Genomic DNA, 22969 nt, shown 5'->3' with positions numbered 1-22969 from the left:
CGACCGGGCGGCGCCGTGCCGCCGGCCGTCCGACCCTCCCGTGCCCCGACCCGTCGGCGCCCGCCGACCGACCCCTCCGGAAGAGCCGCCTCCGCATGACCGTGCCCACCCTCCTCGCCCGCCTCGCCGAGGGCGAGCCGATCACGCGCGCGAGCGCCGAGGTGCTCCTCGAGGCGCGCGGGGACGACCTCGACGCGGTGCTGCTGGCCGCCGGGCGGCTGCGCGACGAGGGGCTCGCCCGCCGCGGCCGGCCGGGAGTGATCACCTACTCCCGCAAGGTCTTCGTGCCGCTGACCAAGCTCTGCCGCGACCGCTGCCACTACTGCGTGTTCGTCGAGACGCCGGGCGGCCTCGCCCTCAAGCGCGAGTCGACCTTCATGGAGCCGGAGGAGATCCTCGAGGTCGCCCGCGCCGGCGCCGCGCTCGGCTGCAAGGAGGCGCTGTTCACCCTCGGCGACCGCCCGGAGGACCGCTGGCCCGTCGCCCGCGCGTGGCTCGCCGAGCACGGCTACGCCTCGACGCTCGAGTACGTGCGCGCGATGGCGGTGCTGGTGATGACCGAGACCGGCATGGTGACGCACCTCAACCCCGGAGTGATGTCCTGGGCCGAGCTGCAGCGCCTGCGCCCGGTCGCGCCCTCGATGGGGATGATGCTCGAGACGACCGCCGAGCGGCTGTGGTCCGAGAAGGGCGGCGTGCACTACGGCTCGCCCGACAAGGACCCCGCTCTGCGGCTGCGCGTGCTCGACGACGCCGGGCGCAGCCGGATCCCGTTCACCACGGGCGTGCTGCTGGGCATCGGCGAGAACACGGCGGAGCGGGCCGACGCGCTGTTCGCGATCCGCGACTCGCATGCGCTCTGGGGCCACGTGCAGGAGTGCATCGTGCAGAACTTCCGCGCCAAGCCGCGGACCGCGATGCAGAACGAGGTCGACCTCGAGCTGCAGGAGTACGTCGCGAACGTCGCCGTCGCGCGCCTCGTCCTCGGCGCGGACATGACGATCCAGGTGCCGCCGAACCTCACCGACGAGCAGGAGCTCGGGCTCCTCCTCCGCGCCGGGATCGACGACTGGGGCGGGGTCAGCCCGCTGACCGCGGACCACGTGAATCCGGAGCGTCCGTGGCCGAACATCGACGACCTCGCGCGGCTGACCGCCGACTCCGGCTACCGGCTGCACGAGCGCCTCACCGCGCACCCGCGGTACCTGAGCGACGCGGAGACCTGGATCGACCCGCGGGTCGCGCCCTATGTGCTCGCGCTCGCCGACCGGGAGTCGTGGCTGGCCGACGAGGCCGCGCCGATCGTCCCCCGCGCGTACGAGGAGGAGCCGCCGCCCGCACCGCGTCCGGCCGCGCCGACCCTCGCCGCCGTGCTCGAGCGCGCGAGCGCCGACCCGGCCGGTCTCGACGACGCCGACTATCTGGCCCTGCTCGCCGCCGACGGCGACGACCTCGACGCGCTGGCCGCCCTCGCCGACGACGTCCGCCGCGCCGCCGTGGGCGACACCGTCACCGTGGTCGCCAACCGCAACATCGACACCGCGCTCTGGGGCGCCGGCGGGCTCACCGTCGAGACCCTGGAGCAGCTCGCCGACGAGGCCGTCGCGCTCGGCGCCACCGAGCTGTGCCTCCAGGGACCGCTCGCGACGCCGGGCGAGGACCACCTGCTGATCGTGCGGACCCTGCACGCACGGCACCCCTCCCTGCACCTGCACGCGTTCCGGCCGGGCGAGATCCTCGACGCCGCGACGAGCACCGGGCGCACCCCCGCCGAGATGCTGGCCGTGCTGCGCGAGGCGGGCGTCGACTCCGTGCCGGGGACCGCCGCGCGGATCCTCGACGACCGGGTGCGCGCGATTCTGAGCGAGGGCGCGGACCCGAGCGTCGCCGAGTGGCGGGAGTCGGTGACGACCGCGCACCGCGGGGGGCTGCGCTCGACCGCGACCATGGTCTACGGGCACGTCGAGACGCCGCAGCAGCAGATCGACCACCTCCGCGCGCTGGCCGCGATCCAGGACGAGACGGGCGGCTTCACCGAGTTCATCGCGATGCCGTTCGTGCCGGCCGAGGCGCCGGCGGCGGTCGTCGCGCAGACCCGTGGCGGGCCGACCCGGCGCGAGACGCGCGCGGTGCACGCCGTGGCGCGACTGCTGCTGCACGGGCGGATCGACCACGTGCAGACGGCCTGGACGAAGCTCGGGCTGCAGCTGTCGCAGGAGCTGCTGCGCGGCGGCGCGGACGACCTCGGCGGCCTGCTGCTCGACGGCGCGATGAGCCCGGAGGCGGGCGCCGAGGCGCACCGCTCCCTCGACATCGCGACCGTGGCGCGCCTCACCGGCGAGATCGGCCGGCCCTGGCGCCAGCGCACCACCGACTACGGACACGTCGCCCCCGAGCGCGCGATGACGGTGCCGGCGCCCGGCAGCACCGCGACCCGCCGGCTGCGCCTCCCGGTGCGCGAGGCCGGCCGCGTCTCGTGACGCGGTCGTCGGCGTACCTCGAGCGGCAGGCCGCGCTGATCCTGGAGTCGTCGCTGGACGTCGGCGACGACACGGTCCGCCTCTACTCCGGTGGTGAGCCGGTGACGGACGTCGTCCTGCTCGTGACCGGGCCGGGGCGCGGTGCCCGGGCCGACGGGGCGCTGCTGCTGCCGATGCTCGCGCGCCGGCACCGGGTGGCGGCGCTCGAGCTCGCCGACCTGCGGGATCCGCTGCGCGACGCGCCTCGCGCCGTCACCGTCGCGCTCGACCGGCTCGGTGCCGAGCGGGCGGTGGTCGTCGGCGTCTCCCTCGGCGCCTGGGCCGCGATCACCGCCGCCGAGACGGACCCGCGCGTGGGTGCCCTGGTGCTGGCCGCCGGCTGGCTGCGACCCACCGAGCGCCTCGTCGCGGTCGCCCGGCTGTGGGAGTCGCTGGCCGACCTCCCCGACGCCCGCGCGGACCTGGCGCGCGTGATCGGCGTCCGCACGCTCGCCGACCTCGGACCCGGGCGCGCGACTCCCCTGGCCGCCGACGCCGCGACCGCCGCGCTCCTCGCCGCGGCCGCCCGCGCCGACGCGACCGAGTCCGCGGCCCGCCTGCGCGTCCCCGCGCTGGTCGTCGGCTGCACCGCCGACGCCGTCGTCGGCGTCGAGGGGGCGGAGGCACTGCTCGGGGCGATCGACGACGCCCGCTACGCCCTGATCGACGCGGGCCACTGCGTGCTGGCCGAGCGGCCGGCCGAGCTGCTCGCGCTCATCGAGCGCTTCGTCGCCGACCCGCACCGCGACCCGGCCGGTTCGACGCTCCCCCGGACGATCGTCTGATGGCGACCTCGGTCGACGTCGTCGTGGTCGGCGCGGGCTTCGCGGGGATCGGAGCCGCGGCGCGCCTCGCCCGCCGCGGCGGCGTCTCCTTCGCGCTGCTCGAGCGGGCCGAGCGCGTCGGCGGCACCTGGCGCGACAACCGCTATCCGAACGTCTCCTGCGACATCCCCTCGCACCTGTACTCGTACTCGTTCGCGCCCGAGACGGACTGGTCGGCGTTGTACGCGCCCGGTGCCGAGATCCAGGCCTATCTCGAGCGGGTCGTCGAGCGCGAGCGGCTCGCGCCGCAGCTGCACCTCGGCACCGACGTGCTCGAGATGACCTTCGACGAGGACGCCGAGCGCTGGCGGGTGCGCACCTCGCAGGGCGACTTCGACGCGGCCGTGCTCGTGGTCTGCGCCGGGCGGCTGTCGGAGCCGCGCCTGCCCGACGTGCCCGGACTGGAGGGCTTCACCGGGCCGGTCTTCCACTCCGCCCGCTGGCGCGACGACGTCGACCTGGACGGGGCGCGCGTCGGGATCGTCGGCTCCGGCGCCTCCGCCGTGCAGATCGTGCCGCACCTCGCGGAGCGCGCGGCCGAGGTCGTGCTGTTCCAGCGCTCGGCGCCGTACGTCGTGCCGCGTCGGAACCGCGCCTACCCGCCGGAGGAGCGCCGCACGCTCGCCCGTGTGCCGGGCGCCGTCAAGCGGCTGCGCTCCGAGCTGTTCTGGCGCGCGGAGCTCGGCTTCGCCGGCCGCGTCGGCGTTCCCGACGTCATCGACCGGCTGCGGACGGAGGCGCTCGGCCACCTCGCCGCGCAGGTCGCCGACCCGGAGCTGCGCGCGGTCCTCACGCCGGACTACGAGATCGGCTGCAAGCGGGTGCTGCTCTCGGACGACTACTACCCCGCGCTCGCGCAGCCGCACGTGCGCGTCGTTCCCTCACCCCTGCGCCGGATCGAGGGCTCGGCGGCGATCGGCGACGACGGTGTCGGCCACGAGGTCGACGCGCTGGTCTTCGCGACCGGCTTCCACGCGACCCGCCCGCCGTTCGCCCGCCGGATCCGCGGCCGCGGCGGCGAGCTGCTGGCCGACCGCTGGGGCGACGGGATGTCGGCGTACGAGTCGACCGCCGTGCACGGCTTCCCGAACCTCTTCGTGATCAACGGCCCGAACGCGAGCCTCGGCCACAACTCTGCGGTGCACATGATCGAGTCGCAGATCGACTACGTCCTCGCCGCACTGGAGCACCGCGAGACCGCCGGCGTCGAGCTGCTGGAGGTGACTCCGGAGGCCGAGGCCGCCGCGCTCGCCCGCCTCGACGCACTCAGCGCCGATACCGTCTGGACGAACGGCGGCTGCGAGAGCTGGTACGTCGACTCCGCCTCCCGCCGCCTCACCCTGCTCTGGCCCGACTTCGCCTTCGCCTTCCGCGAGGAGCTCGGCCGCTTCGACCCGTCGGCCTACGCGCACTGACCACGCTGACACGAGGTAGATGCGGTGCGGGCATCATGCTGATCGAGTGGCCCGCGAAGCGGGCGTATCGAGATCCACCAGCACCCACCCTCAGACGCGCGATCATGGACGCATCCGATCCCCGCTCGACAGGACTCCCGCCATGCCGTCCGACGCCGCACCGCCGCCCCCGCCCGCGCTCGATCCCGAGGTCGCGGCCGCCCTGCTGCGCGAGCGCTACGGGCTGCACGGCGCACTGCGGGAGCTGGGCAGCAATCAGGACCGCAACGTCCTCGTGGACACCGGCGACGAGCGGCTGCTGCTCAAGATCGCGAATCCCGCGACGCCGAGAGGGCGGATCGAGGCGCAGACGGCGGCCGTCGCGCGCCTCGCCGAGCACCTCGAGGGCGCCCGGCTCCCGCGCGTGCGCCCCGACCGCGAGGGCCGCACCCTGCACGAGATCGACCTCGGCGGCACGACCGCCGCGGCCCGGGTCCTCGACTTCGTCGCCGGCCGGACCCTCTCCGGCTCCGGCTACCTCTCCTCCGCCGTCGTCCGGGCGATGGGCGACCTCGCCGCCCGCGTCGACGTCGCGCTCGCCGAGCAGCCGCTCGACGGCCTCGAGGAGACCGACCAGTGGGACCTGCGGCGGGCGGGCGAGGTCGTCGACGCGTTGATCGGCCGGGTGCCCCGTCGCTCGGCGCGGGCGATCCGGGCGGCCGTCGACGCAGCGCTGGCGGTCGTCGATCCGCTCGCCGCCGCTCTCCCGGTGCAGCTCGTGCACGGCGACCTCACCGACGACAACGTCGTGGTCGACGCGGGCGTCCTCCCCGACGGCGTCATCGACTTCGGCGACCTCGGCGCGGGCTGGGCGGTCGGCGAGCTCGCGATCACGCTGTCCTCGCTCCTGCACCACGCGGACGCCGACGCGGCCACCGTGCTCCGGGCCGCCACCGCGTACGACGCCGTGCGCCCGCTCGCCGACGCCGAGGTCGAGGCGCTCTGGCCGCTCGTGGTGCTCCGGGCGGCGGTGCTCGTCGTCAGCGCCCACGACGTCCTGGCCGGCGACCCCGCCAACGACTACGCCCGCGAGAACCTCGAGCACGAGCGGCTGATCCTCGACCGGGCGATCGCCGCGCCGCTGCCGGTGCTGCAGGCGCTGGTCCGGCGGGCCCTCGGCCGGCCGAGCGCACCCACCGCACTCACTCCCGCGGTCCCCGTGCTCGGCGGCCTCGACGCCGTCGTCGTCGACCTCTCGCCCGAGAGCCCCGCGCTCGACGCCGGCCGCTGGCTGGACGACGACGCCGAGCCCGCCCTCGCCCGCGCCGCGCTCGCCGGCGGCGCCGGGGCCGCGGTGCTGCGCTACGGCGAGCGCCGTCTGACCCGCGGCCGCCCGCACACCGCGCACGAGCCCGAGACGATCGCACTGGTCACCGAGGTCCACCTCGCCGCCGAGGCGCCCCTGGTCGCGCCGTTCGACGCGGAGGTGGGCGGCGGCGTCCCCGGCGGAGTCACCCTCCTCGCCGACGGGGTCCGGCTGCGGCTCGACGGGGTCGACGACGCTCCCGCGCCCGGCACCCGGGTGGGAGCGGGCGACCCGGTCGGCACGGCCCGCGGACTCCTGCGCGCCCAGGCCGCACCGCGCGCGCTCGACGCGGTCGACCTCCCGCCCTTCGCGAACGCGCGCTGGGCCGACGCCTGGCTCGACGTGCTCCTCGACCCGACCCCGCTGCTCCTGGGACGCACCCTGCCTGCCCCGCAGCCGGACCCCGAGGTGCTCGAGCGGCGGCTCGCGCACCTGGCCGAGGCGCAGGAGCACTACTTCGAGTCGCCGCCCACGATGCTGCGCGGCTGGCGCGAGCACCTCGTCGACGACTCCGGCCGCGTGCACCTCGACGTGCTCAACAACGTGACCTCGATCGGCCACGCCCACCCGCTGCTCGTCGAGCGGGTCGCGCGCCAGTGGCGGCTGCTCAACACCAACTCGCGCTTCTCCTACCCCGCGATCGGCGAGTTCTGCGAGCGGCTGGCGGCCCTGCTGCCGGACGGGCTCGACACCGTGCTGCTCGTCAACAGCGGCACGGAGGCGGCCGATCTCGCGCTGCGGATCGCCCGCGCGTGGTCGGGCCGCGACGACGTGCTGGCGGTGCGGGAGGCGTACCACGGCTGGTCGGGCCTGTCCGATGCGGTCTCCACCTCCGTCGCCGACAACCCCGACGCGCTCGCGACCCGGCCGCACTGGGTGCACACCCTGGACGCGCCCAACAGCTACCGCGGCACGCACCGCGGGGCCGAGGCGCACCGCTACGCCCCGGAGGCGGTCGCCCGGATCGAGGAGCTGGCCGCGGCCGGGACTCCCCCGGGCGGCTTCATCGCCGAGACCTTCTACGGCAACGCCGGCGGCATCCCGCTGCCTGACGGCTACCTCGCCGCGGTCTACCCGGCCGTCCGCGCCCACGGCGGGCTCTGCATCGCCGACGAGGTGCAGGTCGGCTACGGCCGCCTCGGCGACTGGTTCTGGGGCTTCGAGCAGCAGCGCGTGGTGCCCGACGTCGTCGCCGTCGCGAAGGCGATGGGCAACGGCCACCCGCTGGGCGCGGTCGTGACGACCCGCGAGATCGCCGACCGCTACCGCTCGCAGGGCTCGTTCTTCTCCTCGGCGGGCGGCAGCCCGGTCAGCTCCGTGGTCGGAACGACGGTGCTCGACGTGCTCGCGGACGAGCGGCTGCAGGAGAACGCGCGGACCACCGGCGCGCACCTCCGCCGCCGGCTCGAGGAGCTCGCCGAGCGCCACCCGCTGATCGGCGCCGTGCACGGCAGCGGGCTGTACCTCGGCCTCGAGCTGGTCCGCGATCGGGAGACTCTCGAGCCGGCGACCGCGGAGACGCGCGCGATCTGCGAGCGCCTCCGCGAGCGCGGTGTGATCGTGCAGCCCACCTCCGACCGGCAGTGCGTGCTGAAGATCAAGCCGCCGCTCTGCTTCACCGTCGAGAGCGCCGACTTCTTCGCCGACCAGCTCGACGAGGTGCTGACGACGGGCTGGTGAGCGCGCCGGCTGGCGGGCGCCGCCTCACGCCCGCGCCCCGCCCGCCTGCACCCGCCGCACGATCACGCGCTCGCAGAGCGTCCAGGTCGTCGTGACCGTCAGGTAGAGCGTCGCCGCGAGCGGCACGAACGCGGCGAACAGCACCGTCAGGAACGGCATCCAGCTGAGCACCCCGGTCAGCTGCGCGACGGCCGCGGGTGTCCCCTCCGGCACCGGGGTGAGCGCCGCCTGGCGCAGCGCGACCCGGCGCGCGAGCCACGAGACGAGCGCGATCACCCCGAGGAGCACCGCGAACACGCCGAGCTGCGCGGGGTCGCCGCCGCCGAGCGCCGTGACGAACGAGCGCCCGAGCGGCACGTCCAGCAGTCGCGCGTCGAGCAGCGCGTTGCCGTGACCGGCGATGTCCGGGTGCACGAACAGCCCGTACAGGAGCGAGACGACGGGCGCCTGCAGCAGCACCGGGAGGCAGCCCGCGAGCGGTGAGGCCTTCTCGTCGGCGTAGAGCTTCATGGTGGCGCGCTGCAGCGCCTCCGGGTTCTTCGCGTGCTTGCGCTGCAGCTCGCGGAGCAGCGGGGCGAGGCGGCGGCGGGTGATCTCGGCCCGGCCCTGCGAGATCCCGACCGGGATCAGCAGCACGCGGACGAGGAGGGTCACCAGCACGATCGCGACGGCGGCCGAGGCGCCGCCCGCGAGCGGCTCGAGGGCCGAGGCGAGCCCGGTGACGAGGTGGGAGGCGGCGTCGAGCGCCGCCGCGATGGGCGGGAAGTCGTAGAAGTTCAAGAGAGTCCTGTCGTCGGGAGGTGAGCGCGATCGCGAACGGTCGCGCCTCCCGAGGCAGAGCTCCGGGCTACGCGACCAGTCCCGGCAGTCCCGGTGCCCGCGAGCGCACGCGACCCGCGGTGCGCGGGTGCTGCGGCGAGGGCTGCGCGGCGAGGCCGAGCCGGTGCTCCCGGGCGCGGCGGCCGATCGACAGCACGGGCCGGCGAGCGCCGACGGCCAGGTAGCGCGCCCCGAGGACGAGAGCGGCGACCGCGGTGGTGGTGACGACCAGCACGACGGCGGCGTCGGGACTCGAGACGAGCGCGAGCAGCAGGAACGTCCCGCTCAGCAGAGCGAGGAGCTGCTCGAGGTGCGCGCGCACGGGAGTCCTTCCGACCCGACCAGGCTAGCGGCCCGTGCGCCGCGGCCGGCAGGGTAGGCCTCCCGCGCCGCCGCGGCCAGCCGTCGCCCGGCACCGCCGGGTCCGACGATAATCGGGGGATGCGTGAAGACGACGATGTCGATCTGGTGATCGACGCGTGGGCCGACGCCCTGCCCGATCTCGACTTCGCCCCGCTCGACGTCCTCTCCCGCCTGCGCCGGCTCAGCCCGCGGGTGCAGGAGGTGCGGCGCCTCTCCTTCGCGGCCGGCGAGCTCGCCCCGTGGGAGTTCGAGCTGCTCTCGCTGCTGCGCCAGAACCCGGCCGGCACGATGACGCCGTCCGTCCTCTCCACCCGCCTGAGCATCTCCAGCGGCAACCTCGCCAGCCGCGTCGACCGGCTGGGCGCGCGCGGCCTCGTCGTCCGCGAGCAGAACGCCGCCGACTCGCGCAGCAAGATCGTCTCGCTCACCCCGCGCGGCACCAAGCGCGTCGACGACGCGATGCGGCACCTCGTCGCGGCCGAGGGCGAGGTCCTCGCCGACCTCGACTCCCGCCAGATCGGCGTCCTGATCGAATGCCTGCGGACCATCAGCGCGACCCTCGACCGCCTGGACTGACCGCCCGCTCCCCGTGCGCCGGTCGCGCCGCACCGGCGATACTCGACGGGATGCGGATTCTGGTGGTCGACGACGAGGCGGTCTTCGCCGACGGCGTCCGCCGCGGTCTCGAGGCCGAGGGCTTCTCGGTCGACGTCGCGCACGACGGCGTGGACGGACTGTGGCGGGCCCGCGAGACGGTCTACGACGCGATCGTCCTCGACCTGATGATGCCCGGGCTCAGCGGCTCCGCCCTCTGCCGCACCCTCCGCGACGAGGGCGACTGGACCCCGGTGCTGATGCTGACCGCCAAGGACGGCGACCGCGACCAGATCGAGGGTCTGGACGCCGGCGCCGACGACTACGTTGTGAAGCCGCTGGAGTACTCCGTCCTGGTGGCGCGGCTGCGGGCGCTGGTGCGGCGCGGGCGGCCGGAGCGGCCGGTGGTCCACCGCGTCGGCGATCTGCTGATCGACCCGGCGCTGCGCGAAGTGCACCGGGGAGACGTCGCGATCCGGCTGACCTCGCGCGAGTTCGCCGTCGTCGACTTCCTCGCCCGCCACCGCGACCGGGTGGTCGCCAAGCGCGAGATCCTCGAGGGTGTCTGGGACGACGCGTTCGACGGCGACCTCAACATCGTCGAGGTCTACGTGGCGCGGCTGCGCGCCAAGCTCGACCGCCCGTTCGGCACGGAGTCGATCACCACGCTCCGCGGTGCCGGCTACCGGCTCGTCGAGGGCTGAGGACCGATGGCTCCCCGCCCGCCCTGGAGCATCCGCGTGCGGCTGACCGCCCTGGTCTCCGCCGCGATCCTCGCCGTGCTGGTCGCCGGCTCCGTCGCCTTCACCGCCCTGCTGGAGCAGTCCCTCGTCGACGCCGAGGCGTTCACCGCGAACCAGCAGGCCCGCCAGATCGCCACCGACACCGAGAGCGCCGGGCGTCTGCCGCCGTTCAACACCGACGAGGTCGTCATCCAGCTGCAGCGGGAGGGCTCCGTCGTCGCGGTCGCGGACGACGACTTCGTCTACGCCGTGCCGCTGCCGGTCTCCGACGAGCCGCAGATCACCTCGATCGACGGCGCCCGCTTCGTCGTCGGCTCCGAGAGCCTCCAGCTCGGCGGCGACCCGGGCGAGACGGTCGTCGTCGCGCGCACCCTCGCCGGCGCCGACGATGCGGCGGGCTCGGCCGTCCGGCTTCTCGCGGTCGCCGTCCCGCTCGTCACGGCGGTGGTCGGAGCGCTGGTCTGGTTCGTCGTCGGCCGCTCGCTCCGGCCGGTCGAGCGGATCCGCGCCGACGTCGAGGCGATCGAGGCCGCCGACCTCCGGCGCCGCGTCCAGGAGCCGCCCGGCCGCGACGAGCTCGCCCGCCTGGCCCGCACGATGAACGGCCTGCTCGACCGCCTCGAGCGCTCGCAGGCCGCCCAGCGCCGCTTCGTCTCCAACGCCTCGCACGAGCTGCGCTCCCCGGTCGCGGCCGTCCGGCAGCACGCCCAGGTCGCCCTGCGGCATCCGGAGGCGGTCCCGCTGGCGGACCTCGCCCGGGTCGTCGAGGACGAGGGCGAGCGGATGCAGCACCTCGTCGCGAGCCTCCTGCTGCTGGCCCGAGTGGACGAGCGCGACGAGGGAGCCGAGCAGGACGTCGACCTCGACGACCTCGTGCTCGCCGAGGCCGCGCGGCTGCGCGCGCTGGGCGTCGACGTGCGCACCGAGGACGTCGGACCGGCCCAGGTGCACGGGCACGAGCCGCTGCTGCACAGCGCCGTGCGCAACGCCGCCGAGAACGCCCGGCGGCACGCGGCGGGCGTCGTCGCCTTCACCGTGCGCGAGGAGGACGGCACCGCGGTCCTGCGCGTCGACGACGACGGCCCGGGCGTGCCGGCCGAGGACCGCGAGCGGGTCTTCCTCCGCTTCGAGCGCCGCGACGACGCCCGCGCCCGCGACACCGGCGGCTCGGGCCTCGGCCTCGCGATCGTCGCCGAAGCGGCGCGGGCGGGCGGCGGCACGGCGCGCCTGCTCGACTCCCCGCTCGGCGGCGCGCGGCTCGAGATCCGCCTGCCGGCTCCCGGCTGACCGCAGGACACCGAGGCTGTTCAGGCTGGCGAAAGGTCCCGCCGGTCACGCTGACGCAGTGGAAATGCCGACCTACCTCCTCGTCCTCTGGCGCTGCAAGCTCCTCGTCGTCGCGAGCGCCGTCCTCGCGGTGATCGTCGCGACCGCCGTGCACTTCACCGTCACCGACGAGGGGCTCACCCTCCGCGGCGACCGCGAGCACAGCGCCGCCGTCACCGTGCTGCTCGGCGGCGGCCCGAAGAACCCCTACGCCGCGCAGATCCCCGGGGTCGAGCGCGTCCCCGGCGTCGAGGACGACCAGGTCAGCGACCTCAGCAGCACCGCCGTGATCTACGCCTACCTCGCCAGCGGCGAGGAGGTGCGCGCCACCGTCGCCGAGCAGGCCGGTCCGCTCGAGGAGGGCGACGGCGTCGGCGCCGTCCGCCGCACCACCCAGCCGCGCGGCGACGAGTCGAACGGCGGCCGCTTCACCCTGCCGTTCCTCTCGGTGATCGGAACCTCGTTCGATCCCGCCCGCGCCGTCGAGCTCTCCCGCACCGCCACCACGGCCCTCCTCGACCGGATCGCGCGGGAGCAGGACGCCCAGGGCGTCCCGGAGTCGATCCGCGTCACCCTCACCGTCACCGACGAGGGAGACGCCGTCCCGGGCGCGCTCGGCACGGTCGCGATCCCGATCGCGGGAACCGGTCTGGCCGTCTTCCTGGTAGCGCTCGTCGGGATCGTGCTCGGTCACCGGTTCCGCGTGCAGCGCGGTCTCACCGCCCCGCTCCCCCGTCGCGGCGAGCCGGACGAGGACTGCTCCCTCGACGCCGAGCTCGAGTCCGCCCTCGCCGCCGAGAGGCAGGACACGGTGTCCCGTCGGTGACTACCTCCACGCACCTGGGAGGTCAACCCCGTTCGGGAAGGACACCCGCGGACCTAGCGTGAGGACGCACGGTCGAGGCGGAAGCCTTCCGAGCACGATGCACGCGAAAGAGCACCAATGACCCAGATCCCCATTCTTCAGCCCGCACGATGGAGTCGCAACGGAGTCCGGATCGTCGTCGTTCCCGGGGCGGAGCTGCCCCGCTTCCGACTCGAGATCGAACCCGGACGAGCCGTCCTGACCGGGGCCTTCACCGGGCCTTTCGCCACCGTCGAGGAGGCCGAGCGCGCCGCCGAGGCCATCACCTCGGCCGCCGACCGCAAGCTGTCCGCCTGACGCCTCAGCCGACGAGCTCGTCCAGCCCGCAGGTCGGCAGGGCGATCCAGCCCTCGGCCTGCGCGGCCTCCCGAAGCTCCTCCGGCACCGGCACCGTCCGTCCGAGGGCGTGCGCCCGGGCGTTCAGCGCCGCGATCACCGCATCGAAGGCGTCGTCCGAGCGCGCCATCAGCGCCGCCGCATCCGCCGGCAGCACCAGCCACGGCGCCGCCCGGCGCAGCGCCTCGACGGCGAGCGCCACCGCCTCGGGCCGCGTCTTGTAGCCGGTGGTGTCGACTCCCCAGAGCCGGAGCGCGGCCGCGGGATACGCCTCGACGAGCCTGCCTCCCCCGGAGCGGTCGACGTCCTCCCCTGTCGCCGCGAAGGCGTCCAGCAGCTCGGCGCAGCGCATCGCCGTCATGCCGAGCCGATCGGTCGACACGCTCAGCGGCCATCTCTTCGTCACCTTCTGAACGGCGCGGTCGGTCTCCCGGTAGGCGAGCCGTCGCCGCCAGTCGCGCCCGGCGAGCGTCCGCGGCGCACTGACCTCCCGGCGGGTGTGAGCCGAGACGAACGCCGCGAACTCCAGCGGCCAGCCGAACGCGCAGTCGATGCCGATCGTCGTCGCCTCCCGGGACGCGGCGACGACGTCGTCGTCGGAGGCGCCGAGCACCAGCGAGCGGACGACCGCCCCGCCGCCGCCCCACTCCAGCGCGGCGACCGCCGTCCGCACGGGCTCCGCGGCCAGGTCGACACCGATGGTGAGCATCGGATCAGGCTACCCGCCGGGCGCGCCCCGGCCCCGCGCTCGCTACGCTCGTGCGATGACGCCGCCCTCCCCCGCCCTCGGGACGCGCGCGACCCGGATCCCGGTCGCCGTCCTGCGCCTCGTCGTCGCCCTGACGGTCCTCGCGGCCGTCGTCGGCACCGCCCTCGACACCGCCTCGCGGACGCCGATCGTGCCGGTCAACTTCTTCGGCTACTTCACGATCCAGGGCAACATCCTCCTGGCGATCGTGCTCCTGATCACCGCGGCGGTCGCGCTCGGCGACCGACCGCAGGGACCGCTGCTGACGCTCGTCCGAGGAGCGGCGACGAGCTGGATCCTCGTCGTCGGCATCGTCTACAACACCCTGCTCATCGGCACGGCGGGGGGCGTGACGCTGCCCTGGGCCAACACGGTGCTGCACGTGGTCTTCCCGATCTACGGACTGCTCGACTGGCTGCTCGTCGCCGATCGGCCGGCCCTGCCCTGGCGCCGCCTCTGGGTCGTCACCGTCTATCCGATCGTCTGGCTGGTGGTCGTCCTCGTCCGCGGCGCGACCGACGGCTGGGTCCCGTACCCGTTCCTCGACCCCGCGAACGGCTACGGCGCGGTCGCGATCGCGGTGCTGATCGTCGCGGTCGCGTTCGTCCTCTCCGGTGCCCTCGTCTGGGCGCTCAGCCGGGTGCGGCTGATCGGCGACCGTCCCGGCTGACAGGGCAGGGCTCGGCGGGCCCCGTTCTGGGGCCACGCGCGCAGGACCGCCGGTGACCCCGCAGGCCTAACGTCAGGATCGGCGGCCCCCACCGCCGTCCCCCGACCGAGAGCGGTTCCCCTCATGCGCCTCCCCACCTCCCTCCGCCCGCGCCGCATCGGGAGCCGCCGCGTACGCGCCCTCGCCGTCGGTGCCGCGCTCGCCCTGGCCGCGGCGGTGGTGCCCGCGGGCGCCGCCTCCGCCGCGACCCCGACCCTGTCCGTGCTCAGCCTCGGCGACTCGATCACCCAGGCCTACGGCACCTGCGGCCAGTTCGCGGACTGCCCGCGCAACAACTGGTCCACCGGCACGAACGCGACCGTCAACTCCTTCGCCAGCCGCCTGCGCACCGCGAACCCGGGCACCACGGTGACCACCGCGAACTACGCGCAGACCGGCGACCTGATCGCCGGCGTCCCCGCGCGGATCGACGCCGCCGTCGCCGCCGGCGTCCGCCCCGACGTCGTCACCCTGCTGATCGGCGGCAACGACCTCTGCTCCGCGAAGAACCCGGTCGCCGCCGACGGCTACACGATGACCACGGCCGCTGCCTTCAGCACCGGAGCGAGCGCCGCGATCACGAAGATCCGCAGCACCTGGCCCGCCGCGAAGATCGTCCTCTCCTCGATGCCGAACGTGGCCGCCGAGTGGGCCGTCGTCAAGGGCGGCTTCGGAGCCGTGATCTGGTCTTCCGGCAACCTCTGCCGCACCACCCGCGGCGTCAGCGCGACCGGCGGTCGCCTCAGCAGCACCGCCGCCTCGGCCTCCGCCACCGCCGCGAAGACCCGGACGACGCAGTACAACGCCGCCCTGCAGCAGGCGTGCACCGCCGCAGGCACCCTCTGCGACTACGACGGCGGCGCGCTCACCGCGACGCCCGTCACCAAGGCGCTGATCGGCACCACCGACTACTTCCACCCCAGCATCGCGGGCCAGGCGAAGATCGCCTCGGTGCAGTGGACGGCGTCGAACTTCGGAGCCGCGGGCTAGCGCCCGGCGCGGCCGCTCGGCGCCTCAGGCGTCCTGCGGCCGCTCGCCCTCGCGGAGTCGCCGCTGCTCCTCGGCGAGCCGCGCGTAGTGCGCCTCCTCGCGCTCGAGATCGGCGAGCTGCTCCTCCGTGCTCTTCGTCGGCGGCCGCACCACCATGGTCGGCGGCGGCGGCGTCTTGGAGCGGCGGGGCCGGCGGGTGCGCCCACCCGGGACGAAGGACGCGCCCTCGCCCTTCTTCCAGTCGTGCCCGAGCAGGAACCAGATCGTCACGCCGATCAGCGGGATGAAGACGATCAGCAGGATCCAGACGATCTTGGGCAGATTGCGGACCACGTTGTCCGGCTGACGCACGACATCCACGAGCGCCAGCACCATCAGCACGACGGTCAGCAGCGAGAACAGAAACCCCATGCGTCCGAGGGTACGTCGCCGATGCTCTGAGCATCCTCGCAGTCGCCGTTCCGCCGTGTCCGGCGCCGCGGCGGTGCACCTCGAGGCACGCGGCGACCGCGTCTCCCGCGCCAGCGGCCTCCGAGCAAGATGCGGTCGCGGCTAGCGTCTCCTCCCGAGCCGAGGGTCGGCACCGGCCGATCGGAGGATCCCCGAGCACGGCTGCGGACCCCGGTCCCGCCGCGTCGAGGGGATCCGGGCGCGCCCGGAGGAGTGCGAGTGACGAGCGACCCCCTCCCGACGACGGCGGCCGCAGCGCCCCGGCTCCCCCGGCCCCTCGCAGGCGCACTGCTCAGCAACGCGGTCTTCGGCGGCATCACCGCGGTCGGCGTGCCCGTCGCGCTGAACGCCGCCGGACTCGCCAAGGTGCAGATCGCGGTCTTCTTCGTCGTGAACGCCGCGATCGCGATCGGCTACAACACCCTCCTCGTGCCGCGGATCCGCCGGGCCGGCTACCCGCGGTCCGCCCTGCTCGCGACCTCGCTCGCGGTCCCGGCCGGGCTCCTGCTCGTGCGCGCCAGCGGCGGCCACGTCCTCGTGCTCTACCTGGGCGGCGCGCTGATGCTGTTCGTCAGCACCCTCGTGCCCCAGCTCTTCGGCCGCGTCGCCGCGCAGGGTCGCGGTGACACTCAGGAGTCGTCGATCGCCCGGATGCGCGCGGTACTGATCTCCGGTTACATCCTCGGCCTGATCCTCTACGCCCTGCTCGCGCAGGCGGGTCTCGATCCCCTGCTCGCCGCGGCCGCCGCGGCCGTGCTGACGACCGTCTGCGCGACCGGCTGCCCGTCGACCCCCGCAGTGGAGCCGGAGGCCCGCGTCGCCTCCGCCGCGGCTCGCCCGCGCCTCGCCCTCGTCTTCCTCGCGGCCCTGGCCCTGGTCGCCCTGCTGAAGTCGGTCGACACCCTCCGAGCGATCTATCTGCCGCTCTTCGCCGTCTCCTCCGGCGTCCCCGCCGCGCACGTTCCGCCGGTGCTGCTCGCGTCGGCGGTCCTCGAGCTCGTCGCACTGCCCGCGCTGACCCGGCTCAGCTCGGCCCGCGGCAGCGTGCTCACCCTCGCCGTCGTCGCCCTCGCAGGGGTGCTGGCGTTCTCGATCCTCGCGGGCACCCAGTCCTATCTCGCGCTGCTCCTCTCGCAGGCGGTCTACGCGGTCGCGGCCGCCGGCTACCAGAGCATCGGCCTGCTCCTGCTCGAGCGGACCAGCGGCGGCGGACCCGGCGCCGGGGCGAGCGCCTACATGGCCGTCGTGCAGATCGGCACCGTCCTCGGCGCCCTGCTGCCCCTCGCGGTCACCGGCTACGACCCGCGGATCTTCCTCCTCGCGGTCGGCCTGGCGGCGGCGGCGCTGCTGCTCGCGGTCACGCTCAGGCTCGCGGGCCAGCGGCTCTGAGCCCCGTTCGACCGCCTCCGCCCGACCACCACCGGTTCGATCTGCAGGTGATCGGCGGTCTCCGGAGACCGCCACGCGGCGGAACGCGCTCTCGCCTCAGGATCACCTGCAGAACGAACAGCCACCTGCACGACGTACCCGCCTCCCAGCCGCCGCATGACACCATCGACGGATGAGCGCGCCGACCCCCGCCCCCGCGAGACGCCGCTTCCTCACCCCGCGCCGCGTGGCACTGCTGACCGCACTCACGGCGCTGGTCGTCGGCCTCGCCCTCCTCGGGCTGGTCGCCCTGCAGTACTCGACCCTCGCCGCGCAGGGCTTCGACGACGTCTGCCTCAACGGCGTCAGCCGCGTCCCCGCCGAGGAGGGCTCGCTCGTCGCCGGCTCCTGGTCCTGGTGGCCGCTCGGCGGCACCTGCCGCTGGGAGCTGCTCGACCTCACCGTCGTCGACTCCGCGCCCGACTGGTCGACCACCGCCGTCGCGATCACCGGCGCCGCGCTCGCGCTGCTGGGAGTGGTGGGCACGGCGCTCGCACTCCTCGTGCGGCGCCGCGCCCGCTGACTCAGCGGTCGAAGAGGTTCCCGAGCCCGCCGAGATCGGGCATCTCGAAGGTGGAGCCGAAGTCCGAGACCTGCTCGCCGAGCCCCGACACGTGCTCGCCGGCGCCGGAGACGAACTCGCCCGCGCCGCCGGTGATGTCGCCGAACTCGCCCAGATCGCCGAACTCGCCCAGCCCGCCGGCCAAGTTCTCGAAGTCGACCCCCATGCCCGCCGCCTGAGCGAGCAGCGGACCGGCGACACTGCTGAGCACCGCGCCGCCCGCGACCGCCGCGAGCAGTCCGCCCGCGGCTCCCAGGCCGACGCCGGCGACCGCGCCGACTCCGGCACCGGCCAGCGCGCCCTTCGTGCCCGGCTTGGAGAACATCCTCTTGAGGAAGCCGGGGTTGTGCGCCTCGCCGCGCGTCGCCGCCCGGGCGAGGTCGTCCGGGGCGGAGGAGCGCGGCTGCTCGTTCGCGGGCAGCTCGTCGCGCAGGCGCCCCTCGACCTGGGCGCGCTGCGCGGGGGTCAGCTTGGCGAACGCGTCGCGGTGCACCTGCTCCAGCTGCTCGGGGTCGGCGGTGCGGAGGAGGTAGTCGTAGCGGGCGATCGCCGCGCGGTCCTCCGGCGCGACGGCGGCGGGCCGGGCGTCCTGCGGGCGGGCCGAGGGGTGCGGCGAGCCGTAGGCGGGGGTGGGTGTGCGGGGCGCCGAGGCGTTCGAGGCGGCCGTGCTCGAGGACGCGGGTCGGGAGTCGCCCGTCACTGCGTTCGCGGCCGAGCGGACCATGTCGCGCCAGTCCGTGCCGCCACCGGTCGCGGGGCGCGAGGAGGAGCTCGACGAGCTCTTGGAGTCGAGCGCCTTCGACGCCATGCTGAGGATGCGCTTGAGAGTGCTCACAGGGGACCTTCCGTCGGGTAACAGGTTCGATAGTGGCGGGCCCTCCTGAGCGAAGCCCGGTGGAACGCCCTCGGGAAGCCGAGAGCGCCCGCTCCGACCCGGGATCGCCCCCGCGCTCCGCTGTCAGCGGACTCGGGTCCTCCGGGGAGGCGCCGCCGGAGGATCGCGGGCAGACTCCTGCCATGGAACTGCTCTTCGTGCACGGCGCCCTGGTCCGCGACGGCGACTGGTGGTGGCACCGCACCGCCGAGCTGCTCCTCGAGCGCACCGGTGTCGCGAGCCGCGCCGTCGCCCTGCCCTCCTGCGGCGAGTCAGCGGCTGACCGCGCGGGCGCAGGCCTGGTCGAGGACGCCGCCGCCCTGCGCACCGCACTCGACGACGTCGATGACGACGAGGCGATCGTCGTCGGCCACTCCTACGGCGGCACCGTCATCGCCGAGGCCGGCGCGCACGCCGCCGTCGCCCACCTCGTCTACATATCCTCCTACCTCCCCGACATCGGCTCGGCGCAGGGCGACATCATGAGCGGTGAGACGGACCCCGTCTCGATCACCCCCGGCGACGACGGCACGCTCGGCGTCGCCGGCTACGACGCCGCCTCCTTCGGCAGCCGCTTCCTCCAGGACGCCGACGAGAGCACCCAGCGCGCCGCCTGGGAGCGGGTCACCACCCAGTCGATCGCCGCCTTCACCACCCCGACCTCCGTGGCTGGCTGGCAGGGCGTCGACTCCTCCTACCTGGTCTGCACCGAGGACCGCAGCACCTCGGTCGGCCTCCAGCGCCTCCACGCCGAGCGCGCCACCCGCTCGATCGACCTGCCGACCGGCCACCACCCCTTCCTCTCCCGGCCCGACCTCGTCGTCGCCGAGCTCGAGGCGATCCTGCGGTCCTAGCCGACCCGGATTCGGACGCCGGGCCTGAAGGACGCGCCGTCCGAGCTGCGCGACGATCGGACGGTCGTCAGCCGTTCGTCACCCGGCCGCCCTCGACCCTCAGCACCTCATCGCTGAGCATCTCGATGTCGCTGTCGCGATGACTGGTGAACACGATGGTCGTGCCCTTCGCCTTCTCGGCGACGAGGATCTCGCGCAGGCGCTCGACCGATTCCGCGTCCAGGGCGTTGAACGGCTCGTCGAGCAGGAGGACGGCGGGGTGCTCGAGCAGCGCCTGCGCGAGCGAGAGCTTCTGCAGCATGCCCAGCGAGAAGTTCCGCGCCTTCAGCGGCGACGTCGGCGAGAGACCGACCTGCTCGAGGACCTCGTCGATGCGGTCCTCGCCCACCTGCTTGCGGATGGCGGCGAGGTCGGCGAGGTTCTGGCGAGCGCTCCTGCCGGCCAGGTAGCCCGGGCCATTGATCGAGACGCCGAATCGATCGGGGTAGTCCCGACCCCGGGAGAGGTAGGCCGGATCGATCGCCACGGTGCCGCTCGAGGGTCGCAGCAGACCGCACATCAGGAGCAGCAGCACCGATTTGCCGGCGCCGTTCGGTCCGACGAGGCCGTAGGTCCGCCCGTCCTCGATCCGGAGGGACACGTCCCGCAGGATCTCCTTCCGGCCGAAGCTCTTGCCGACCTCGGCGAGGGTGATCACATCCACCGGACCACGACCTTTCTTCGTGCAGTGCGGGCGAGGAAGCCGACGCTTCCCAGCGGCAACAGGGCGAGCAGGGACGCCACGAGGACGGCGATCCGCAGAGGGATCCGGTCATCGCCCAGGCCGTCGTCGGCGAGTCCGCCGAGGAGGAACGGGTTGTGAGGGGAGATCGAGCGGGACAGGACGACGGCGACGGCGAAGAGGCACACGGCGACGAACCTCGGCTGAACACTCGAGAGCGAGCAGCGCAGGACGACCCCGACGCTGCAGTACAGGGCCGCGCACACTCCTCCCGCGGCGACCACACCCGCCGCCGCGATCCACTCCGGCGAGGGCGGGACGATTCCCCGGGCCGCGCAGAGGACGCCGGCGAGCACGAGCAGAGCCGCGACCGTCCACGCCGCGAACGAACCGGCCGAGTTCCGGACGACCTCGCGCCGCAGCCGGGCCGCCCGGCTCCCGACTCTGATGAGCTCGTGATGCTCGCGCTGAGGTGTAGGCGACCCCCGGCCGATCATGCCGGCCAGGAGGAACGGGAGGAAGACGAGCAGGTACTGCATCGACTCCGCGATCGATCCGAGCGGACTCGGCACCAGGAGACCAGCGACCTCGAGCAGGTCCCGGCCGGCGGACGCCTCGAGGAAGGAGAAGAGGACGAGCAGCGCCGAGACGGCCAGGAGAGCGGAGACGGCGACCCGGTCCTCATGGCTCGAGGCCCGCGCGGCGAGCCGCACCACCAGTCCGACGCCGAGGAGGACGATCATCGACCTCGATGCCGTCCCGACAAGGGAGGTCCTCTCCAGTCCGACCGCCACGTCGAGGAAGGCGGCCGCGCTGAGGGGCGCACTCGGCGGAACGACAGCGAGCACCGAGAGGACGACCCAGAGGAAGAGCCCGCCGGCCGACGCCCAGGCAGCGGCGGCCCTGCCGGAGAGCAGGCGGACGGATACCACGACAGCGGCCGTCGCGCAGAGCGACGCTCCGAGGAGGCCGACCTGCGCGATCAAGGCCGCGACCGGAGCGAAGCCGTGCGCTCGGAAGACGGCGGCGACGCTCTCCGGAGGCGCGAACGACGTCGGCTGCAGACCCGCACCGCAGACAAGGCAGACGGCGAGGGCAGCCGCCGCCGCCTTCGCGTACAGCGTCGCCAGGCCCGTGAGGGTCCCGCCCCAGGCTCGGAGGAGCGACCCGTGGCGGAGCAGCGCTCCGGGCGAGGCAGTCCGGGTCGCCCGCAGCGCCGACAGCACCAGCCACAGCGGAACGACGACGAAGCCGAGGTAGTACGGATTGCCGGCCAGGTCCATGAGGAGGTCCCAGACGCCCAGCGATCGACCGGTAGCTGTCTCCTCGAAGACGCGCGAGTGCAGGGCATAGGCGCCGGTGAGCGCCAGGAAGACCAGCGCGGTGAGTCTCTGCCCCGTCACAGGAGGTGCCTGCTCTCGCTCGGGCGCCGCACGATGAACAGCCAGAGCGCGGCCGCGACTGCAGCCGTGACGAGCGTCGGAGACGCTGCGACCAGCCACGGAGACTGCTGAAGACCCGCGGGGAAGACGGAGTACAGCGGCGTCAACGCCGGCTCGTGGAGAACGGAGAGTACGACGGTCATCGCAAAATACGCCGCGAACGGCAGAAGCAGGGCGACGGCTCTGTTCGGGACGAGGACCAGACTCGCCGACGTGAGCACCGAGTAGACCGCCGCCGCGAAAGCGAACCAGAGCGACATCAGCAGCCCGAAGACCAGAACGCTCCCACCGCTGAGATCGGCGAAAGTGAACCGTTGCTCGAACGGCACAAGAGGGTGGTAGCCAGAGGGATCGATCGCCGGATCCCCGATCAGTGGCCAGACGACCGCTGCGATGAGGGTGGCGATTCCTCCGAGCAGGAAGAACACCGTCGCCGAAGCGAGTGCAGCGGCAACGATCTTCGCCGACAGCAGCGCCGAGAAAGGCTGCCGGTACCGCTCGTTCACGAACGATCTTCGCGCGATATCGTCTGCAAGAGAACGCGAGCCTACTAGCGCGACGAGCAACGGGAACACATAGACCAAGGGCGAATTGAGAAGAGAGACCAGGACGTCGCCCTCGTCTCGGAAAAGCGCGTTGGCGGTCTCGGTGACTCCTTGCAGAGTCGGCAGGAGAACTATCCCCGCTGCGGCGCAGAGAGTCCACGGAGATCGCCCTCGGACAAGCTCCCGTCTGATCGCCGTCGTCAGATCTCGACGGGAGCGACCGACGAAGACCATATGTATCCCCACCCTCTTTCAGCTGCCGCGATCGGGCTCGAATCGCGTGCTCGGAGACGAGCACGAGCGTGACGAAGCATCAATTGCTTCGCCACGTCCCCTGCACCTGCACCTTCACGACGTTGCCGCCGCCGCCCACCCGCATCTGCAGCCTCACCTTCGAACCGGCGGCGAATCCGTTCGGCAGGTCGGCAGTACTCCTGTCGTTCAGCCCGAATCTCTTCGTTCCGCAGACCAGCAGTACGCTCTGGCACATCTCGACGTCCACTACGTAATCGCTCCCCACGGAACCGACCCTGACGTGTCCGTCTCGGTTCGAGATCTCCTTGTGCTGGTCGTCCGTCCAGCCGGGGATCTGGAAGGTCGGCAGAGTCTCGTTGAACGTACTGTCCTGCGTCCCGGCGTACGCAGTGCCGGTCGCTCCGACCATCAGTGCGGCCACGAGAGCGCCGGTCGCAAGTGCTTTCGTCGAATTCTTCATGTCAGTCACTCCATCTATGAGCGCGTCCATCTCCATTGCGGACGCCATACGGGTATGAAACTGCAATGCGCGCTCCTGGACAAGTGATTCGACCGCTCTGGC

General features: G+C 73.8%; 23 protein-coding genes. 14 read left to right on the top strand and 9 right to left on the bottom strand.

Annotation, left to right across the window (positions count from 1 at the left end; genetic code table 11):
• The first annotated feature begins 95 nt into the window (after positions 1–95).
• The 4 genes from cofG to MT355_RS05095 all read left to right on the top strand — a co-directional run bounded on the left by cofG (position 96) and on the right by MT355_RS05095 (position 7783).
• Positions 96–2480, top strand: a complete 2385-nt coding sequence (gene cofG, locus MT355_RS05110) for a 7,8-didemethyl-8-hydroxy-5-deazariboflavin synthase CofG (RefSeq protein WP_243598776.1) — start codon at positions 96–98, stop codon at positions 2478–2480.
• Positions 2477–3304 (top strand): alpha/beta fold hydrolase, encoded by an 828-nt coding sequence (locus tag MT355_RS05105; protein WP_243598775.1) that lies wholly within the window; start codon positions 2477–2479, stop codon positions 3302–3304. The genes cofG and MT355_RS05105 overlap by 4 nt, the downstream gene beginning before the upstream one ends.
• Entirely contained in the window at positions 3304–4758 is a 1455-nt protein-coding gene (locus MT355_RS05100; RefSeq protein ID WP_243598774.1) for an NAD(P)/FAD-dependent oxidoreductase, read from the top strand. Before MT355_RS05105 ends, MT355_RS05100 begins: the two co-directional genes overlap by 1 nt.
• 142 nt (positions 4759–4900) lie before the next feature.
• On the top strand, positions 4901–7783 hold the full coding sequence (locus MT355_RS05095) for an aminotransferase (RefSeq protein WP_243598773.1): 2883 nt from the start codon (positions 4901–4903) through the stop codon (positions 7781–7783).
• A 24-nt stretch (positions 7784–7807) separates the two neighbouring features.
• Here MT355_RS05095 and MT355_RS05090 read toward each other — a convergent pair whose 3' ends face one another.
• Together MT355_RS05090 and MT355_RS05085 are read right to left on the bottom strand one after the other, a co-directional pair.
• Positions 7808–8563, bottom strand: coding sequence for a membrane protein insertase YidC (locus MT355_RS05090; RefSeq protein WP_243598772.1), 756 nt, complete (start codon positions 8561–8563; stop codon positions 7808–7810).
• A gap of 67 nt (positions 8564–8630) precedes the next feature.
• Positions 8631–8924: a hypothetical protein gene (locus MT355_RS05085; protein ID WP_123733838.1), complete on the bottom strand. Its 294-nt coding sequence runs from the start codon at positions 8922–8924 to the stop codon at positions 8631–8633.
• A 119-nt stretch (positions 8925–9043) separates the two neighbouring features.
• On the opposite strand from MT355_RS05085, the gene MT355_RS05080 reads away from it, so the two are divergent.
• From MT355_RS05080 to MT355_RS05060, 5 genes are all read left to right on the top strand, one after another.
• On the top strand, positions 9044–9541 hold the full coding sequence (locus MT355_RS05080; protein ID WP_243598771.1) for a MarR family winged helix-turn-helix transcriptional regulator: 498 nt from the start codon (positions 9044–9046) through the stop codon (positions 9539–9541).
• A gap of 50 nt (positions 9542–9591) precedes the next feature.
• Complete coding sequence (locus MT355_RS05075) at positions 9592–10263, top strand: response regulator transcription factor (RefSeq protein ID WP_123702432.1); 672 nt, start codon at positions 9592–9594, stop codon at positions 10261–10263.
• Between the two features lie 6 nt (positions 10264–10269).
• Positions 10270–11589: a HAMP domain-containing sensor histidine kinase gene (locus MT355_RS05070; protein WP_243598770.1), complete on the top strand. Its 1320-nt coding sequence runs from the start codon at positions 10270–10272 to the stop codon at positions 11587–11589.
• 64 nt (positions 11590–11653) lie between these two features.
• Positions 11654–12454 (top strand): hypothetical protein, encoded by an 801-nt coding sequence (locus MT355_RS05065; RefSeq protein WP_243598769.1) that lies wholly within the window; start codon positions 11654–11656, stop codon positions 12452–12454.
• A gap of 117 nt (positions 12455–12571) precedes the next feature.
• Positions 12572–12790 carry a hypothetical protein gene (locus MT355_RS05060; protein WP_123445207.1) on the top strand — a complete coding sequence of 73 codons (219 nt, stop codon included), beginning with the start codon at positions 12572–12574 and terminating at the stop codon, positions 12788–12790.
• Between the two features lie 4 nt (positions 12791–12794).
• On the opposite strand, the gene MT355_RS05055 is transcribed toward MT355_RS05060, so the two are convergent.
• A complete protein-coding gene (locus MT355_RS05055) occupies positions 12795–13538 on the bottom strand; it encodes a DUF429 domain-containing protein (protein ID WP_243598768.1) in 744 nt (247 codons plus the stop codon).
• Between the two features lie 55 nt (positions 13539–13593).
• On the opposite strand from MT355_RS05055, the gene MT355_RS05050 reads away from it, so the two are divergent.
• Together MT355_RS05050 and MT355_RS05045 are read left to right on the top strand one after the other, a co-directional pair.
• Positions 13594–14247, top strand: a complete 654-nt coding sequence (locus MT355_RS05050; RefSeq protein ID WP_243598767.1) for a Pr6Pr family membrane protein — start codon at positions 13594–13596, stop codon at positions 14245–14247.
• 123 nt (positions 14248–14370) lie between these two features.
• Entirely contained in the window at positions 14371–15276 is a 906-nt protein-coding gene (locus MT355_RS05045) for a GDSL-type esterase/lipase family protein (protein ID WP_243598766.1), read from the top strand.
• A gap of 24 nt (positions 15277–15300) precedes the next feature.
• Here MT355_RS05045 and MT355_RS05040 read toward each other — a convergent pair whose 3' ends face one another.
• Positions 15301–15687 (bottom strand): PLD nuclease N-terminal domain-containing protein, encoded by a 387-nt coding sequence (locus tag MT355_RS05040; protein ID WP_123445203.1) that lies wholly within the window; start codon positions 15685–15687, stop codon positions 15301–15303.
• Between the two features lie 258 nt (positions 15688–15945).
• Between MT355_RS05040 and MT355_RS05035 the strand changes: the two genes are divergently transcribed.
• Both MT355_RS05035 and MT355_RS05030 read left to right on the top strand, forming a co-directional pair.
• On the top strand, positions 15946–17115 hold the full coding sequence (locus MT355_RS05035; protein WP_243598765.1) for a hypothetical protein: 1170 nt from the start codon (positions 15946–15948) through the stop codon (positions 17113–17115).
• A gap of 172 nt (positions 17116–17287) precedes the next feature.
• A complete protein-coding gene (locus MT355_RS05030; protein WP_243598764.1) occupies positions 17288–17677 on the top strand; it encodes a hypothetical protein in 390 nt (129 codons plus the stop codon).
• A 1-nt stretch (position 17678) separates the two neighbouring features.
• On the opposite strand, the gene MT355_RS05025 is transcribed toward MT355_RS05030, so the two are convergent.
• On the bottom strand, positions 17679–18551 hold the full coding sequence (locus MT355_RS05025) for a cation-transporting ATPase (protein WP_243598763.1): 873 nt from the start codon (positions 18549–18551) through the stop codon (positions 17679–17681).
• A gap of 182 nt (positions 18552–18733) precedes the next feature.
• On the opposite strand from MT355_RS05025, the gene MT355_RS05020 reads away from it, so the two are divergent.
• Positions 18734–19444 (top strand): alpha/beta hydrolase, encoded by a 711-nt coding sequence (locus MT355_RS05020; protein WP_243598762.1) that lies wholly within the window; start codon positions 18734–18736, stop codon positions 19442–19444.
• Positions 19445–19511: 67 nt separating this feature from the next.
• On the opposite strand, the gene MT355_RS05015 is transcribed toward MT355_RS05020, so the two are convergent.
• From MT355_RS05015 to MT355_RS05000, 4 genes are all read right to left on the bottom strand, one after another.
• Complete coding sequence (locus MT355_RS05015; protein WP_133960526.1) at positions 19512–20147, bottom strand: ATP-binding cassette domain-containing protein; 636 nt, start codon at positions 20145–20147, stop codon at positions 19512–19514.
• Positions 20138–21568, bottom strand: a complete 1431-nt coding sequence (locus MT355_RS05010; protein ID WP_243598761.1) for a hypothetical protein — start codon at positions 21566–21568, stop codon at positions 20138–20140. The genes MT355_RS05015 and MT355_RS05010 overlap by 10 nt, the downstream gene beginning before the upstream one ends.
• Entirely contained in the window at positions 21565–22386 is an 822-nt protein-coding gene (locus MT355_RS05005; protein ID WP_243598760.1) for a hypothetical protein, read from the bottom strand. The genes MT355_RS05010 and MT355_RS05005 overlap by 4 nt, the downstream gene beginning before the upstream one ends.
• A 79-nt stretch (positions 22387–22465) precedes the next feature.
• Positions 22466–22915: a hypothetical protein gene (locus MT355_RS05000; protein ID WP_123735125.1), complete on the bottom strand. Its 450-nt coding sequence runs from the start codon at positions 22913–22915 to the stop codon at positions 22466–22468.
• Positions 22916–22969 lie beyond the last annotated feature (54 nt).

Source organism: Rathayibacter sp. VKM Ac-2929, assembly GCF_022815495.1.
Lineage (GTDB): Bacteria > Actinomycetota > Actinomycetes > Actinomycetales > Microbacteriaceae > Rathayibacter > Rathayibacter festucae.
The sequence above is the reverse complement of the archived record's forward strand: the minus strand, read 5'-3'. Positions and strand labels throughout refer to the sequence as shown.

Excerpts from the sequence above, each read along its gene's own strand:
- cofG (WP_243598776.1), top strand. The coding sequence starts at position 96 with ATGACCGTGCCCACCCTCCTCGCCCGCCTCGCCGAGGGCGAGCCGATC.
- MT355_RS05100 (WP_243598774.1), top strand. The coding sequence starts at position 3,304 with ATGGCGACCTCGGTCGACGTCGTCGTGGTCGGCGCGGGCTTCGCGGGG.
- MT355_RS05095 (WP_243598773.1), top strand. The coding sequence starts at position 4,901 with ATGCCGTCCGACGCCGCACCGCCGCCCCCGCCCGCGCTCGATCCCGAG.
- MT355_RS05080 (WP_243598771.1), top strand. The coding sequence starts at position 9,044 with ATGCGTGAAGACGACGATGTCGATCTGGTGATCGACGCGTGGGCCGAC.
- MT355_RS05075 (WP_123702432.1), top strand. The coding sequence starts at position 9,592 with ATGCGGATTCTGGTGGTCGACGACGAGGCGGTCTTCGCCGACGGCGTC.
- MT355_RS05070 (WP_243598770.1), top strand. The coding sequence starts at position 10,270 with ATGGCTCCCCGCCCGCCCTGGAGCATCCGCGTGCGGCTGACCGCCCTG.
- MT355_RS05065 (WP_243598769.1), top strand. The coding sequence starts at position 11,654 with ATGCCGACCTACCTCCTCGTCCTCTGGCGCTGCAAGCTCCTCGTCGTC.
- MT355_RS05060 (WP_123445207.1), top strand. The coding sequence starts at position 12,572 with ATGACCCAGATCCCCATTCTTCAGCCCGCACGATGGAGTCGCAACGGA.
- MT355_RS05055 (WP_243598768.1), bottom strand. The coding sequence starts at position 13,538 with ATGCTCACCATCGGTGTCGACCTGGCCGCGGAGCCCGTGCGGACGGCG.
- MT355_RS05050 (WP_243598767.1), top strand. The coding sequence starts at position 13,594 with ATGACGCCGCCCTCCCCCGCCCTCGGGACGCGCGCGACCCGGATCCCG.
- MT355_RS05045 (WP_243598766.1), top strand. The coding sequence starts at position 14,371 with ATGCGCCTCCCCACCTCCCTCCGCCCGCGCCGCATCGGGAGCCGCCGC.
- MT355_RS05040 (WP_123445203.1), bottom strand. The coding sequence starts at position 15,687 with ATGGGGTTTCTGTTCTCGCTGCTGACCGTCGTGCTGATGGTGCTGGCG.
- MT355_RS05030 (WP_243598764.1), top strand. The coding sequence starts at position 17,288 with ATGAGCGCGCCGACCCCCGCCCCCGCGAGACGCCGCTTCCTCACCCCG.
- MT355_RS05020 (WP_243598762.1), top strand. The coding sequence starts at position 18,734 with ATGGAACTGCTCTTCGTGCACGGCGCCCTGGTCCGCGACGGCGACTGG.
- MT355_RS05005 (WP_243598760.1), bottom strand. The coding sequence starts at position 22,386 with ATGGTCTTCGTCGGTCGCTCCCGTCGAGATCTGACGACGGCGATCAGA.
- MT355_RS05000 (WP_123735125.1), bottom strand. The coding sequence starts at position 22,915 with ATGGCGTCCGCAATGGAGATGGACGCGCTCATAGATGGAGTGACTGAC.